Annotated in this window: 13 protein-coding genes; 8 read left to right on the plus strand and 5 right to left on the minus strand. The window is 56.7% G+C overall.

The window, feature by feature from the left end; genetic code table 11:
- Genes AC2FI8_RS07970 through AC2FI8_RS08005 form a run of 8 tightly spaced genes read left to right on the plus strand, consistent with a single transcriptional unit; the run spans position 1 to position 8,985 of the window.
- Complete coding sequence (locus AC2FI8_RS07970; protein WP_058271994.1) at positions 1–849, plus strand: carbohydrate ABC transporter permease; 849 nt, start codon at positions 1–3, stop codon at positions 847–849.
- A gap of 22 nt (positions 850–871) precedes the next feature.
- Positions 872–2,212 (plus strand): alpha-glucosidase/alpha-galactosidase, encoded by a 1,341-nt coding sequence (locus AC2FI8_RS07975; protein WP_496778301.1) that lies wholly within the window; start codon positions 872–874, stop codon positions 2,210–2,212.
- Positions 2,213–2,238: 26 nt separating this feature from the next.
- Complete coding sequence (locus AC2FI8_RS07980) at positions 2,239–3,948, plus strand: IlvD/Edd family dehydratase (protein WP_496778303.1); 1,710 nt, start codon at positions 2,239–2,241, stop codon at positions 3,946–3,948.
- Entirely contained in the window at positions 3,948–4,715 is a 768-nt protein-coding gene (locus tag AC2FI8_RS07985) for an SDR family NAD(P)-dependent oxidoreductase (RefSeq protein ID WP_496778305.1), read from the plus strand. Before AC2FI8_RS07980 ends, AC2FI8_RS07985 begins: the two co-directional genes overlap by 1 nt.
- A 4-nt stretch (positions 4,716–4,719) precedes the next feature.
- On the plus strand, positions 4,720–5,613 hold the full coding sequence (locus AC2FI8_RS07990; protein WP_496778307.1) for a 2-dehydro-3-deoxygalactonokinase: 894 nt from the start codon (positions 4,720–4,722) through the stop codon (positions 5,611–5,613).
- Entirely contained in the window at positions 5,610–6,215 is a 606-nt protein-coding gene (locus tag AC2FI8_RS07995; RefSeq protein ID WP_496766368.1) for a 2-dehydro-3-deoxy-6-phosphogalactonate aldolase, read from the plus strand. Before AC2FI8_RS07990 ends, AC2FI8_RS07995 begins: the two co-directional genes overlap by 4 nt.
- Positions 6,212–7,072 (plus strand): SMP-30/gluconolactonase/LRE family protein, encoded by an 861-nt coding sequence (locus AC2FI8_RS08000; protein ID WP_496778309.1) that lies wholly within the window; start codon positions 6,212–6,214, stop codon positions 7,070–7,072. Before AC2FI8_RS07995 ends, AC2FI8_RS08000 begins: the two co-directional genes overlap by 4 nt.
- Entirely contained in the window at positions 7,069–8,985 is a 1,917-nt protein-coding gene (locus tag AC2FI8_RS08005) for a beta-galactosidase (RefSeq protein ID WP_496778311.1), read from the plus strand. The genes AC2FI8_RS08000 and AC2FI8_RS08005 overlap by 4 nt, the downstream gene beginning before the upstream one ends.
- A gap of 37 nt (positions 8,986–9,022) precedes the next feature.
- Here AC2FI8_RS08005 and AC2FI8_RS08010 read toward each other — a convergent pair whose 3' ends face one another.
- The 5 genes from AC2FI8_RS08010 to AC2FI8_RS08030 all read right to left on the minus strand — a co-directional run bounded on the left by AC2FI8_RS08010 (position 9,023) and on the right by AC2FI8_RS08030 (position 15,112).
- Positions 9,023–10,288, minus strand: coding sequence for an ABC transporter permease (locus AC2FI8_RS08010; protein ID WP_496778313.1), 1,266 nt, complete (start codon positions 10,286–10,288; stop codon positions 9,023–9,025).
- Positions 10,285–11,205, minus strand: coding sequence for an ABC transporter permease (locus AC2FI8_RS08015; RefSeq protein WP_108859642.1), 921 nt, complete (start codon positions 11,203–11,205; stop codon positions 10,285–10,287). The genes AC2FI8_RS08010 and AC2FI8_RS08015 overlap by 4 nt, the downstream gene beginning before the upstream one ends.
- Before the next feature lie 11 nt (positions 11,206–11,216).
- Entirely contained in the window at positions 11,217–12,329 is a 1,113-nt protein-coding gene (locus AC2FI8_RS08020; RefSeq protein ID WP_496739067.1) for an ABC transporter ATP-binding protein, read from the minus strand.
- 118 nt (positions 12,330–12,447) lie between these two features.
- The gene (locus AC2FI8_RS08025) at positions 12,448–13,572 is read right to left on the minus strand and encodes an extracellular solute-binding protein (RefSeq protein ID WP_496766357.1); all 1,125 of its coding nucleotides are present in this window, start codon (positions 13,570–13,572) and stop codon (positions 12,448–12,450) included.
- A gap of 457 nt (positions 13,573–14,029) precedes the next feature.
- A complete protein-coding gene (locus tag AC2FI8_RS08030) occupies positions 14,030–15,112 on the minus strand; it encodes an ABC transporter ATP-binding protein (RefSeq protein ID WP_496778315.1) in 1,083 nt (360 codons plus the stop codon).
- Position 15,113: the final 1 nt, after the last annotated feature.

Below are 15,113 nucleotides of genomic sequence, written 5' to 3' on the forward strand. Positions count from 1 at the left end.
ATGTTTCCCAAACCCATCGAAAAACAACCCCGCGGGGCTCAGATCACCTACCAGGCGATGCTGCCCCTGGCACTGCTGCTGTGGCTCGGCCCCCTGTTGGCGGTAGCGCTGTTCTCGGTCAAGCCGGCAGCCGACTTTACCAACGCAAACTACTGGGGGATGCCGTCCAGCTTCGAGGGTGCCTACAACTATGGGCAGGTATTCTTCAACTCGGACATGCCACGCTATTTGCTGAACTCGTTCATGATCACCATTCCAACAGTGATCGGTGCCGTTGCGCTTAGTTGCATGACCGGGTTTGCACTGGGGATCTATAAATTCCGCTCAAACATCTGGATCTTTTTCATGTTTGTTGCCGGCAATTTCGTACCATTTCAGATCCTAATGGTTCCTGTGCGAGATCTGACACTAGAGCTGGGTCTCTACAACACCAAAACCGGCCTTGTTTTGTTCCACATTGCTTTCCAAACGGGCTTTTGCACGTTGTTCATGCGCAACTTTATCCGCGCCCTGCCCTTCGAACTGATCGAGGCGGCTCGCGTCGAAGGCATCAGTGAATGGCGCATTTTCTGGTACGTGGTCCTGCCGCTGATGAAACCGGCGATCGCGGCCCTCAGTGTGTTGATTTTCACTTTCATCTGGAACGACTACTTCTGGGCTGTTGTCCTGACACAGGGTGCGGAAAGCCAACCCGTGACAGCAGGTATAACCAGTTTTAACGCCCAATTTCGGGCGGCCTATCAATTAATGAGTGCCGGCTCCATCGTCGCGGCTCTGCCGCCGGTGGCCATGTTCTTCCTCATGCAGAAACACTTCATCGCGGGCCTGACCCTCGGTGCCGTAAAATAACGTCAAACCAAAGGTTTGCCACATGACCAAGATCACCTTTATCGGGGCGGGTTCCACGATCTTCATGCAGAACATCGTGGGCGACGCCCTGCTGACACCTGCACTGGCCGACAGCCACTTTGCGTTGATGGACATCGATCCCGTGCGCCTTGCCGAAAGCGAGGCCGTCGCCAGGGCGATGATCCGCTCTGTCGGAACAGGGGCATCTGTCTCTACGCATACCGATCGGCGCGCCGCGCTTGAAGGCGCCGATTTCGTCATCACCGCCTTCCAGGTCGGTGGCTTCAAACCCTGCACGGTGACGGATTTCGAGATCCCCAAACAATACGGCCTGCGCCAGACCATCGCTGACACCCTGGGCGTCGGCGGCATCATGCGAGGCCTGCGCACGGTTCCTGTGTTGTGGGACGTTGCACAAGACATGATGCAGCTCTGCCCAAACGCAACGCTGCTGCAATACGTGAACCCGATGGCGATCAACACATGGGCGCTGGCAGAACGTTTCCCGGCGCTGAAACATGTCGGCCTGTGTCACTCTGTCCAAAACACCGTTGAAGAACTTGCTCACGATCTGGACCTGCCCAAGGACGAGTTCCGCTACAAGGTGGCAGGCGTGAACCACGTGGCCTTTTTCCTGAGGCTAGAGCATGACGGGCGCGACCTCTACCCGGCATTGCGGCAAGGGTATGCCGGCGGGCAAATTCCCAAACCACCGCTTTTGATGCCACGTTGCCCCAACAAGGTGCGGTATGAGGTGATGGAACATCTGGGCTATTTCTGCACGGAAAGTTCAGAACACTTGGCGGAATACGTTCCATGGTTCATCAAAGATGGCCGCCAGGACCTGATTGAGCAGTTCAGCATCCCTCTGGATGAATACCCAACCCGTTGCGAGGAACAGATCGCCAGTTGGAAAGAACAGGCAAAGACCCTGACTGACGGGCGTGATATTGAAGTGATCCGAAGCCATGAGTTCGCCGCTGACCTGATGAATGCGATCGTGACTGATACGCCCTACGTGGCGTATGGGAACCTGCCCAATACTGGACAGATCCCTCAACTCCCCCTTGGCGCGGCTGTCGAAACACCTTGCCTTGTCGACACTAACGGTGTCCAACCTTCGGTCGTAACAGATATTCCGCCCCAGCTGATCGCGCTGATGCGCAGCCAGATCAACGTGCAGGAACTGACCGTGCGGGCATTGGTTGAGCAGAACCCAGAATACATTTACCACGCCGCTATGATGGACCCGCATACGGCCGCTGAACTGGACCTGCGTCAGATCCGCAGCTTGGTTAGTGACCTGTTGGTGGCACATGCCGATTGGTTGCCAGATTGGTGCAAACCCGCCAAGGCGGCCTGATCCCAATTTTAGAAGGCTGAAAAACAATGACAAAAAAACGCCGCTCTCAGCATTGGTATGGCAAGCTGGACAAGGATGGCTTTATCCACAGATCTTGGATGAAGAACCAAGGCTTTCCTGATCACGCGTTCGATGGTCGCCCGATCATCGGTATCTGCAACACCTGGTCGGAACTCACGCCCTGCAACTCGGGCCTGCGCGATCTGGCCGAGGGCGTTAAACGCGGTGTGTGGGAGGCCGGAGGTTTCCCGGTCGAATTCCCGGTGATGTCACTGGGTGAAACCCAGATGAAACCAACTGCCATGCTGTTCCGCAACCTGCTGGCGATGGATGTCGAGGAATCTATTCGCGCCTATGGCATCGACGGCGTAGTCCTGTTGGGTGGTTGCGATAAGACCACGCCGGGGCAGCTGATGGGGGCCGCTTCGGTAGATCTGCCCTCTATCGTGGTCAGCTCTGGCCCGATGTTGAACGGGAAGTACCAGGGAAAAGACATTGGTTCGGGCACGGATGTTTGGAAATTCTCAGAAGCTGTACGCGCTGGTGAGATGACACTGAAGGACTTCATGAATGCCGAGTCCGGCATGTCCCGCAGCGCCGGGGTCTGCATGACCATGGGCACGGCCTCGACCATGGCGTCGCTGGTCGAGGCAATGGGCATGTCCCTCCCGACCAACGCCGCCCTACCAGCAGTTGATGCCCGCCGGATGGCGCTGGCGCACCTGACCGGCAAACGGATTGTCGAGATGGTGGACGAAGATTTAAAACCGTCGGACATCCTGACCAAGGAAGCGTTCGAAAATGCCATTCTGGCCAATGCGGCCGTTGGCGGCTCGACCAATGCAGTGGTGCATTTGCTCGCGCTGGCGGGCCGCGTGGGCGTAGACCTGACGCTGAAAGACTTTGAAATCGGGTCGGAAATCCCGCTGCTGGTGAACTGCATGCCCTCAGGGAAATACCTGATGGAGGATTTCTGTTACGCGGGCGGTGTGCCCGTGGTTCTGAACGAGTTGAAACCCTTTCTGCGCCCTGCAAAAACCGTTCTGAACAAAGATATCTCGGCGCATTTTGAGGGGGCAGAATGCTTTAACCCCGACGTCATCCGCCCCTTCGACGATCCGGTGAAGCCCGCCGCGGGATTGCGCGTGCTGCGCGGAAACCTCGCGCCCAACGGGGCCATTGTGAAACCTTCGGCCGCGACGGATACGCTGCTGGAAACCGAAGCTGAGGCCTACGTTTTCGAGAACATCGAGGATTTGAAAGCCAATATCGACCGGGATGATCTGCCAGTGACGTCCGAAACCATTCTGGTCCTGAAGGGCTGCGGCCCAAAGGGCTATCCCGGCATGCCCGAAGTCGGGAACATGCCAATCCCCGGAAAATTGATCAAAGAAGGCGTGCGCGACATGATCCGTATCTCGGATGCGCGCATGTCAGGCACTGCATATGGCACCGTGATCCTGCATTTAAGCCCCGAGGCGCAAGCCGGAGGCACCTTGGCCCTTGTCAAAACCGGCGATCGTATCCGCGTGTCCGCCAGCAAGGGCGAATTAGAGCTGCTGGTCGATGAAAAGGAACTGGAAACCCGCCGTGCCACGTGGCAACCGGACGATCCGCACTACACGCGCGGTTACGCGAAACTCTATATCGACCACGTGCTACAGGCCGATAAAGGCGCGGACCTTGATTTTCTCGTTGGCAAAGACACGCGCCTTGTAACCAGAGAGAGCCACTGATGGACAATCCAGCCACATTCCACGACCTCAACGGCGCGTCGGTCTATATCACCGGCGGCGGCTCTGGTGTAGGGGCAGCTCTGACGGATGGGTTTTTGGCCCAGGGCGCAAACGTTGCCTTTATCGGCCGCTCGGACGCCAGCGCATTCGTTGAGGAAATGCGAGACAAACATGGCCGCGCGCCGCTGTTCATGCAGGGCGACATGACGGATACCGAATTGCTGCGCGCCACAATGCAAAAGGCTGCCGAGGCACATGGACCTTTGGATGTGTTGGTCAACAACGCCGCTAACGACAAGCGTCACTCGCTTGAGGAAACCACCGCCGAGTTCTGGGACTGGATGATTGAGGTGAACCTCAAGGCCTACTACTTCGCCTGTCAGGAGGCTGCGCGCCAAATGGCTGGCAAAGGGGGTTCAATCGTCAACTTCAGCTCGATCAGCTACATGATGGGGAATGCGGGGTACCCAATCTATACGACGTCGAATGCCGGGATCACCGGGATGACGCGATCTTTGGCGCGCGAATTGGGCCCGCAAAAAATTCGTATCAATGCGCTGGCTCCCGGATGGGTTTTGACACAAAAGCAACTTGACATGTGGGCGACGCCGGAAGACCTGGCGGCGCATTTGGAGCGCCAGTGCCTAAAAGAACACCTGACGCCCGAAGACATGATCGCACCGACATTGTTCCTGGCCTCGGATGCCAGCCGCGCGATGACCGGACAGTGCATGGCCGTCGATGGCGGCGTTGTAGTAACGGGGTAAAGCCATGAATGCAGAGTGGATAGCCGTCGACTGGGGAACATCCCAACTGCGGGCCTGGGCTATGCAGTCCGACACCGTACTGGCGCAAAGGCAGTCTGACCGCGGCATGGCGCGTCTGAGTAGAGATGACTTCCAATCTGTCTTGCTGGACCTTATCGAAGATTGGTTGGGCGCTGAACCTGTCGATGTTGTGGCTTGCGGCATGGTCGGTGCGCGGCAAGGCTGGGTCGAAGCCCCCTACTCGGCCGTCCCGTCAGCGCCACTGCCTGATGCGCCTATACGGGTACCCGGTACCGATGCCCGGATACGCGCATTCGTGGTGCCTGGGCTGAAGCAGAACGCACCGCCGGATGTGATGCGCGGCGAGGAAACTCAAATTTCTGGCTTTCTGGCAACCCGCCCGAACTGGGACGGGGTTATCTGCCTGCCCGGGACGCATTCAAAATGGGTTCAGATCAGCGCAGGAGAAGTCGTGAGCTTTCGAACGTTCATGACAGGTGAGATGTTTGAGCTTCTCTCCGAGCAATCAGTGCTCAAGCATTCGGTCGGTGACGGCTGGGACGCCGATGCCTTTGCAGAAGCTACGGCAGACACGTTGTCAAAACCCGAACAATTGGCTGCACGTCTGTTTGGACTGCGGGCGGCGGATTTGTTGCACAATCAGGACAAGGGGACAGCCCGGGCAAAATTATCCGGGCTCTTGATCGGGGCTGAACTGGGCGCAACACGCCCCTATTGGTTGGGGCAGCAGCTGGCAATCATCGGCGCTGAAGGGATTTCCCAAATCTATGCGGGCGCGTTGCAACTGCAGGGTGCTTTCGTGGACACCGCTAGCGCAACCCAATGCACATTGGCAGGCCTGTCGCAGGCCCGTAAACTAACGAGGCAAACCGCATGAACCGCCCCATCATCGCCATATTGCGTGGCTTGCAACCGGCAGAAGCCGTCGATGTGGGTCATGCCCTGATCGAAGCCGGTATCGACAAGATCGAGGTTCCGTTGAATTCGCCTGACCCGCTGAACAGCATTGAATCGTTGGCCAGCTCATTCGGCGATCAAGCTCTGATCGGCGCTGGCACGGTTCTGACCCCCGAACAGGTCGAAGCCGTTGCGCAAGTTGGCGGTAAGCTGATCGTTTCCCCGAATTATGACGCCGAGGTCATTGTGCGTTCTGTCGCACTAAACATGCAAAGCTGGCCGGGCGTCTATACCCCGACCGAGGCGTTTGCGGCACTTAAGGCTGGCGCGACGGGATTGAAACTGTTCCCGGGTGTCACTGCCGGGCCAAGTGGATTGGCCGCACTGCGACCTGTATTGCCATCGGGGACTTTGGTCTATGCCGTTGGTGGCGCTGGACCTGAGAACTTCGCCGAATGGATCAAGGCTGGGGCAGACGGGTTTGGCATCGGATCGGCCCTGTTCAAACCGGGGATGTCCGTCGCGGAAATTGCCGGTCAGGCCAAGCGGATCGTCGCTGCCTATGACGAGGCAGCTGGATGAGCTTTGTTTTTGACGACCGTCCATGTGAGTTAGGCGAAGGGCCCCTGTGGCATCCTGAACGCAAGCAACTGTTCTGGTTCGACATCATCAACAAACGTCTGATGACGCAGACAGCGGGCGAGCAACACAGCTGGCAGTTTTCGGAACATGTCTCAGCGGCAGGTTGGGTGGACCGGGATACAATAGTGATGGCATCGGAAACCGGTCTGTGGCGGTTTGGTTTGGACAGCGGTCAAAAAGACCTGATCGTCTCGCTTGAGGCGAACAACCCGGACACCCGCTCCAATGACGGGCGCGCAGACCCGTGGGGCGGGTTCTGGATCGGGACGATGGGAAAGAACGCTGAAAAGCAGGCTGGCGCGATCTATCGGTACTGGCAGGGTGAGCTGCGCCTGCTTGTGCCCGAGGTCACAATCTCGAACGCGATCTGTTTTGCCCCAGACAGGTCCTGCGTCTATTACACCGATACAGTCACACAACAGGTCAGGCGCTGCTCGCTGGAGGCTGAGATGGGCTGGCCCGAAGGCAATAGCGCGGTGTTTCTCGACTTGCGCGCTGATGGCCTTTACCCCGATGGTGCTGTGGTCGACGCAGAAGGCAATATCTGGATCGCCCAATGGGGGGCAAACCGTGTCGCCTGCTATGACCCGAACGGACGGTTTCGGCATGCGGTCTCGTTTCAGGCCGCACATACATCTTGTCCCGCCTTTGGCGGCGACGATCTGACAACGCTGTTTTGCACCACTGCCCGTCAGGGGGTGGACGCAGACACTGTTAAAACACAACCAACCAACGGCATGACCTTTGGCGCATTGGACGCAGGCACAGGCCAGGCAGAACACAGAGTCCTTCTATGAAACCAGAACTTGGTGTTTGCTATTACCCGGAACATTGGCCCGAGGCCATTTGGGCCGAAGACGCGGCTCGAATGGTCGAAACTGGCATAAGCTGGGTCCGGATCGGTGAGTTTGCCTGGAGCCGAATGGAGCCGGTTCCAGGCGATCTGCAGTTGGATTGGCTGGACCGTGCAATCGAAACGCTTGGGGCGGCTGGGCTCAAGGTTGTGCTGGGGACACCCACTGCGACACCTCCGCGTTGGATGCTTGAGAAATATCCCGACATGCTGGCAGTGGATGCGCAAGGAAACCCCCGCAAATTCGGCTCGCGCAGGCATTATTGTTTTAGCCATCCGGGTTATGTCCAAGAATCCGTCCGCATTGCCCGGATCATGGGCGAGCGCTATGGGCAAAACCCGAATATTGCTGCTTGGCAAATCGACAATGAATATGGCTGCCACGATACGACCGTCAGCTACGGCCTCGCCGCTCTGCATGCCTTTCGGCTTTGGCTAAAGGATCAATACGGCAAAATTGACGTGCTAAACGAGGCATGGGGCAACATATTCTGGGCGATGGAGTATCGCGATTTCGACCAGATTGATCTGCCTAATCTGACAGTGACCGAACCCAACCCGGCGCATGTTCTGGCGTTCCGGCGTTTCAGTTCGGATCAGGTCGTTGCGTATAACAAAGCCCAGGCAGATGTACTGCGCGCATTGACCGATGCACCTTTGTTGCACAACTATATGGGCCGAGTGCTGGATTTCGATCATTTCAAGGTTGGCGAAGATTTGGATATCGCCACATGGGACAGCTATCCAATCGGTTTCCTCTCTGATCGGCTTGAGGCGGATGAAGCCCACAAAACCGCCTTTCTTCAGCAGGGCGATCCAGACATGCAGGCTTTTCATCATGACCTGTATCGCGCGGTCGGCCACGGGCGTTGGTGGGTGATGGAGCAGCAACCCGGCCCGGTGAATTGGGCCCCGTACAATCCGGCACCACTACCCGGAATGGTTAAGCTGTGGTCCCTAGAGGCAGTGGCGCATGGTGCAGAGGTTGTCAGCTATTTCCGCTGGCGGCAGGCGCCGTTTGCGCAAGAGCAAATGCATGCGGGGCTGCTGACGCCCAACAACCGCCCTGCCCCGGCCCTGACCGAAGCAAAGCAGACTTCGGACGCGTTGTCAGAAATAGGCAACGTTGTGCAAACACGGGCCCAGGTGGCCATCCTGTTCGACTACGCCTCGGATTGGGCTTGGTCGACACAGCCTCAGGGCGCGGGATTTGACTATTTTCGTCTGGTTTTCTCGGCTTATCGCGCCTTGCGGCGGGCGGGTTTGTCTGTGGACTTCGTGTCCTCAACCAACATTCCGCGTGTTGGCTACAAGTTCATCCTTGCTCCTGGGATAGCCACCATGAGCGACAATTTGGAGCGTCAATTGGTGGAGGCCAGTGATCTGCTCATCCTGGGTCCACGCAGCGGGGCTATCACACATGATTTCCAGATTCCCCGGGCACGACCCGGTCTGAGCGGTCTGAACTGCGACGTCGATTTGGTCGAGACACTGCCGCCTAACATCCGCCGTGGCGTTGAAGGCGGCGGCGCGGCGCAACATTGGATCGACAGGGTTTCGGGGGCTGCCTCCAATTTGCTGACATTTGCAGATGGCACCCCTGCGCTTTTGGGTGAAAATCGTCTTTGGTATCTGGCAGGTTTCCCGGATGACACATTGTGGGACCGGGTCGTTGAAATGGCCGCGCGCAAAACCGAGTTTACCCTATATCCGATGCCCAAAGGGTTGCGCCGTCGCGAGACGGCCACGCATGTTTTCCTAATAAATTACAATGCGCAACCGGTCGCATGGAACGGTGACGTCGTTGACGCCTGTGACGTTGCTGTCACGCAGAAAGATGCGCCCGAAGAGGAATAACCTCTCCGGGCGCTCGTTTTGGATTTAGCTTCAAAACCTACTGGTCAGTCTGCAGGCTGTTGGGGTCGAACACGCCCCCAAAGCCACCGTTGTTTGAAGGCGGAGTTTCAGTATCAGAACTCTCCTCCTCGGCGTCCCCACCAAGAGTATTCGGCGCGAAGACATTGCCAAAACCACTGTTGTTGGATGGTTTCGGTGTGGATTGCTGCGCACCACCTTGTTCGGCTTCTTCGGCCTCGCGCTTCTTACGCTGTTCTTCGCGCTGCTTGCGCAGCTCTTGAATGCGTTGTTCCGCTTCCAGGCGTTTCTGCTCTTTCACATTGGCGATGCATTGGCCGGGGTTGTAGGCCGTTGCGGTGCCAACGACAGTGATCGTCGCAACCGCAAACACAACCAGCAGGACAGCCGCCATGTTGCCAGCAAAGAAGCTGGGCAGCTTAATCTTGCCGGCCAGCTCCTCAACTGTGGCGCTCTTGCGGGCTGCGGCCACCAGCTCCTGACGCTTCAACTTGGCTTCGTTCAACAAGGCAAAGAACACTGTCAGCGCCACGATGATGAAGGCCAGGGCCGAAATGGCGGGCGTAATGCCGTAGCGCACCTTTTGGGCCAGTTCGATCGTCAGCGTCGGGTATTCACCAAAGGTGAAAGTGGTCGTGTTGTAGTTCTCGAACGAAGCGAGGAACGCCAGCACTGCAGCCGACGCGATCGCAGGACGCATGAAGGGCAACAGGATCTTGCGGAAAGCCTGAGCATGCGTTGCACCAAGGTCCAGCGCCGCTTCGGTCAATGCCACATCGTAACGCTGCAGGCGCGCGACAAGAACCAGCATGCAATAGCTTGCAATGAAGGTAGATTGGCCGATTACCGTCAGGAAGATACCGTTGGACAGGAAGCTATCTGCACCCAGTCCCAGCATCCGGTTGATCCGATCCCAGAATACCAAAGTCGAAATGCCCAGAACAACACCTGGGATCAAGATCGGAGCGATGATGATCGTATAGTAGGTCGCCCGCAACTTAGGCCAGATCTGCGTCAGCATCAGCGCACCGGCCAGACCCATCGCCACCGAAAGAACAACCGTTCCGGCGCCAATGATCAGCGAGTTCTTGATGCCGTTCAGGATACGCTGATCCTGAAATAGCTCGCCGAACCACTGGAAGGTCAGACACTCCCACGGAGTCATGCGCGGGAAGGCCGACGAATTGAAGGCCGTGACCGACATGATCACCAGCGGGCCCAGCAAGTACAGGAGGAAGATGACCAGATAGACCCAGATGCTTACACGAAGGAAGGAATTGTTCATTTCCCGATATCCCCCATGTTCACCTTGAACAGGCGCATCATCGCCAGCACGAACAGAATACAGGTCACCAAAAGAACGATGGCGTAGGCGGCACCCTGCGGCCAGTCATTGTTGTCATTGAATTGCTGGTAGATCAGCTGCGTAAACCACAGGCTGGACGGTCCGCCCAGGATTTGTGGCGCGGCCAGCGCACCGGCGCTTAGCATGAACACCATGGTACAGCCCGAGCTGATGCCCGGTTTGGCGTAAGGAATAACCACACGCCAGTGAATCCGCCACCATGGCGCACCAAGATCGCGCGCAGCCTCGATCTGGTTTTTATCCAGACTTTCGATCACGTTGTACATCGGGAAGATCATCAGCAGGATGTAGGCATAACCCAGACCGGCATAGAGCGCGATGTCGTTGCGAATAAAGTCAAACGGCGTATCCCAGATGCCCAGCCCCACGAACAGCGTATTTAAAACACCGGTCTCACCAAAGATGATCCGCAGGGCAAAGGCGCGCAGAATCTCGTTGATCCAGTATGGGATGATCAGCATGATCGCGAAGATGCGAATGTGGTTGCCCTTGGACTGGCCCAGATAATAGGCAATCGGATAGCAGAGGATCAGGTTGAAGACCGTCACACAGACTGCGGCCAGCAGTGTGCGAAAAAAGACCCTCAGGTCGACTGCATTATAGGACTGACTACCACCTTCGGGGCCATAGATCAGGTACTTGTAGTTCTCCAGCGTATAAACGTCCTTAGGCCCGCCAATCTCGGGCGGTGGCAGGTTCGGACGGAAGGAAAAATCCAGCATCGACAGCTGGGGCAGAATGATCAGGCCAATAGTCCAGAATAGGACAAGACCCAATATTGCGGCGCCCATGCCGATGCCGTTTCGGTTGAAGAATTCTTTCAGGAAGCCTGGCATAGAAGGCCCCCTTATTCTGCGGCCAAATCACCCGCCGGAACCAGAACCGCATTGCGGGTCTCATATTCCAACGTGATGTTTTGGCCTGTGTGGTCATCGAAGGATTGGCCGAGATTTGGCAAGGACACCTTGATCTCTTTACCGCCGTCACCTTCGGTGAAGATGTTGAAGACGTTACCTTCGAATTCTTCGTGGTTCACCCGCGCGGTAACAAAGTGATCGCCTGCCGCACCATCGGCGGCGATCGCAAAAGCTTCGGGGCGAATGAACATCATGGCGTCATCACCCACTGTCAGCTTTCCTTGGTTGGCGGTCGAGATGCGTGCAACCAGTTCACCAGACCGGTTCGTTGAAATCAGCGCTTCGTTCCCCATAACCTGTTTAATTTTGCCGCGAAATACGTTGTTTTCACCTACGAAAGAGGCCGCGAATGCAGTGTTGGGATCATTATAGATAGTCTTGCCATCGGCGATTTGATCGATCACGCCAGCCCGCATGACAGCGATATTGTCTGACATGGTCAGGGCTTCGCCCTGGTCGTGGGTGATATAGATGAAAGTGATGCCGACGCGCTTTTGAATCTCTCGCAGCTCGGTGCGCATATGCTGGCGCAGTTTGAGGTCCAGCGCGGACAACGGTTCATCCAGCAGCAGCACGTCCGGTTCCGCACAAAGCGCGCGGGCGATGGCAACCCGTTGGCGCTGACCACCGGACAACTCGCTTGGCAGCTTGTCACCTTGATCGGGCAGCGCGATCATGTCCAGCAGCTCATCGGCACGCTTTCGGCGTTCTTTTGCGCTTGCGCCGCTGATCTCCAATGAGAAGGTGATATTTTCCCACACTTTCATCAGCGGGAACAACGCGAGGTTCTGAAAAATCAGGGCGGTCGGGCGTTTGTTCGGACCAATGCCCCGCATATCCTTGCCGCCGATCAGAACTTTGCCTTCGCTTGGTTCAAGAAAGCCCGAAACTGCCCGCAGGATCGTTGTTTTGCCGCACCCCGAGGGACCGAGAAACGAAAAGAAATCGCCCCCGTTGATGTTCACGTTTGCATCCCTCACGGCAACAAAATCACCGAAACGGATCCACAGGTTCTCAAGATCTACACCGACCCCTGCACTCATTTTTGGTATCTCCGTCAGGTACAGTCCATGACCGCACCGAAATAGCGTCCGTCACGCCTTTGTGGCATGCGGGTTGATAGCCCTCCGCACAGTGGCGGAGGGCACCTTGTCAAAGCAATCAGGCGCTTTTGAACTTGTTGACGAACTCGGTCCGAGTTTCGGCATACCACGGAGCCTCAGCAGGCCATGGGTTCAGGTTTGCCAGCGAGTCGCCCGGATAGGCCTCAGCGAAGTTCTTCTTGTAGGTGTCGCCCGCATATTGGTCGGCACCCAGTACTGGCGAGTTGTACCCGTGGCTGTCGATGGCGACACCTGCAGGCTTGGCCTGATAGGCGAAATCGATGAAGGCATAAACCTGATCGATGTTCTGCGCACCGGTCGGCATCGACATTCCGTCGACCCATGCCATCGCACCTTCGACCGGAGCCTGATAGTGCACCGGCTCACCCGCTGATTTCAGCGCCAGCGGCGGACCATCCCAGGTCTGGCCGACAATAACGCCTTCGTTCAACAGGCCGTTTTTCTGGGTGTCGGCATCGTTCCAGATCAGCTTGATCCGGTTCTTCCGCTCGACGCACCAGTCAGTGATTTGGCCCCAGACCTTGCGCATGGTGTCTTCGTCGCCGTACGCGGCCCAGACAGAGCCAGGCTCCATCTCGCCAGAGGCTTCCATATACAGACCCGCACCCAGCATCATCGAATGCGCGCGGCCCATAGTCTTGCCTGCGTTTGCTTCGGACCAGACGTCCCCATAGGACGGGGCGTCTCCTTCGGGCAGCCACAGGTCGGTGCGGTAGGCAATACCTTCTGTACCCCAGATATGCGGCAGCCAGTGCACGCCGCTGTCAGCAAAGTTCCAGGCGTCAGTGCCGATCTGCGCCATCGCAGGGTTCACCAGATCAATCGGAACCTTGTTCATGTCGAAGGGCTGCAACAGTTCCAGCGGCCCCCACTGCAACGAGCGGTTGTTCGTCGGCGATACGATGTCAAAGCCTTGGCCCTTGGTGGCCTTCATCTTGTTGATGATTTCTTCGTTCGACCCGATACCGGTATAGTTCACCTTGATTCCGGTCAGAGTTTCAAACTCTTGCAGGAATGCGGGCGGCAGATAGTCCGACCACATCAGAATGTTGATTTCACCCGAAGATGCCAGAGCGCTTTTGCTGTAAAGCGGCGCAGCAAGGGCAGCCGCACCCGCGCCTTTCAGAATCGAGCGTCTGGAAAGGGTTTTCCGTTCAGCCATATTATGGTTCTCCCGTTATTGGACTGTGTTGTTTTGTTATTATGATTGCCACGCTAGAACTTTGCGGGGGCATTGTCAGGCCAAAAGTGACGGATTGGCAATTTCGTATGTCCAGATTGCGATTTAATCTAGCAAATATGGTTAGTTACCCCCTGGGATCGCAGTCACATTTTGAGACCGGAGCAGCTTATTTTGGCAATGTTTCGTAAGAAATTGACACGGCTGCCCGTCAAGCTCGGGACTAGGCTTTGGGCCGCAATTCAAAAGAGGAAAAGAGGTATTTGCCATGCCCGACCGAAAGAACTCACGTCAAAAACAGTCATAAACTGCATGCATTTGGAAACGCACACAGACCTCGGGACTTACCACTGCGGGGCACAGACAACGTTCCAAACTGTGCAGTAAGCGGCATTCGCGTACTGTGCCGCACCTTTCGATCATCATGCGCCGCTCGCGGTCACTTCCTCATGGACAGGCCCTGGTGAAACAAGTGAACCTTGCCCGGATCTGCCGAAACGGCAACGGTTTGGCCCCGCATGTTTTTTTGGACCCCCGGCAGTTTTGCGATTGTGGGGTCCTCCCCGTCCTTGGCGGCAAAATACAACAGCGTGACCTCGCCAAGTGCTTCGGTAAAGTCCACAATCCCTTCCATAATCGGATTGCTTTCAACGGGGTGAAAGTCTTCGGGACGCACTCCGATATTTACCTGTTTACCCTCGTCAGCCGCATCGGTTGGGATGCTGGTCACCGCGGTCCCACCACCATCCAGTTTTACGACGGTGCGCTCACCAGTCTGGGTGATGACCCCCGGCAACAGGTTCATCGCAGGTGAGCCAATAAATTGCGCGACAAACTCATTGTCAGGCGTTTCATACAGTTCGAGAGGGGTGCCGACCTGCGCGATCCCCTTGTTGGCCAGGACGACAATCCGGCTGGCCAATGTCATCGCCTCGACCTGATCGTGGGTGACATAGACCATCGTGCTGTCGGGCATTGCCTCTTTCAGACGCGCGATTTCAATGCGGGTCGCGACGCGCAGCGCTGCGTCAAGATTGGAAAGCGGTTCATCGAACAGATAGACCTTTGGATCGCGCACGATCGCCCGACCGATTGCAACCCGTTGCCGCTGGCCACCAGAAAGTGCCTTTGGAAGCCGATCCAGAAACGGTTCCAGCTGAAGGATACGGGCGGCGCGATCAACCGCCGCGTCGACCTCGGTTGACGGCATTTTGGCAATTTTCAATGCAAAAGCCATATTTTCGCGTACCGTCATGTGCGGATACAGGGCATAGCTTTGAAAAACCATCGCAATGCCCCGCTGCGCGGGCGGCACATCGTTCATCACCTGGCCTTCGATCTCAAGCGTTCCGCCAGTGATCTTTTCTAGCCCCGCAATCATACGCAGCAACGTGGATTTACCGCAACCCGAAGGCCCGACAAATACAATCAATTCACCGCGTTCGATGTCGAGGTTAATGTTCTTTAGGACATCGACATTGCCATACGTTTTGGCAACATCCGTGAGATTGAGTTCAGACATA

Source organism: Ruegeria sp. CDSB029 (assembly GCF_059611125.1).

Excerpts from the sequence above, each read along its gene's own strand:
- AC2FI8_RS08005 (WP_496778311.1), top strand. The coding sequence starts at position 7,069 with ATGAAACCAGAACTTGGTGTTTGCTATTACCCGGAACATTGGCCCGAG.
- AC2FI8_RS08010 (WP_496778313.1), bottom strand. The coding sequence starts at position 10,288 with ATGAACAATTCCTTCCTTCGTGTAAGCATCTGGGTCTATCTGGTCATC.
- AC2FI8_RS07985 (WP_496778305.1), top strand. The coding sequence starts at position 3,948 with ATGGACAATCCAGCCACATTCCACGACCTCAACGGCGCGTCGGTCTAT.
- AC2FI8_RS07980 (WP_496778303.1), top strand. The coding sequence starts at position 2,239 with ATGACAAAAAAACGCCGCTCTCAGCATTGGTATGGCAAGCTGGACAAG.
- AC2FI8_RS07975 (WP_496778301.1), top strand. The coding sequence starts at position 872 with ATGACCAAGATCACCTTTATCGGGGCGGGTTCCACGATCTTCATGCAG.
- AC2FI8_RS08015 (WP_108859642.1), bottom strand. The coding sequence starts at position 11,205 with ATGCCAGGCTTCCTGAAAGAATTCTTCAACCGAAACGGCATCGGCATG.
- AC2FI8_RS07970 (WP_058271994.1), top strand. The coding sequence starts at position 1 with ATGTTTCCCAAACCCATCGAAAAACAACCCCGCGGGGCTCAGATCACC.
- AC2FI8_RS08000 (WP_496778309.1), top strand. The coding sequence starts at position 6,212 with ATGAGCTTTGTTTTTGACGACCGTCCATGTGAGTTAGGCGAAGGGCCC.
- AC2FI8_RS07990 (WP_496778307.1), top strand. The coding sequence starts at position 4,720 with ATGAATGCAGAGTGGATAGCCGTCGACTGGGGAACATCCCAACTGCGG.
- AC2FI8_RS08020 (WP_496739067.1), bottom strand. The coding sequence starts at position 12,329 with ATGAGTGCAGGGGTCGGTGTAGATCTTGAGAACCTGTGGATCCGTTTC.
- AC2FI8_RS08025 (WP_496766357.1), bottom strand. The coding sequence starts at position 13,572 with ATGGCTGAACGGAAAACCCTTTCCAGACGCTCGATTCTGAAAGGCGCG.
- AC2FI8_RS08030 (WP_496778315.1), bottom strand. The coding sequence starts at position 15,112 with ATGTCTGAACTCAATCTCACGGATGTTGCCAAAACGTATGGCAATGTC.
- AC2FI8_RS07995 (WP_496766368.1), top strand. The coding sequence starts at position 5,610 with ATGAACCGCCCCATCATCGCCATATTGCGTGGCTTGCAACCGGCAGAA.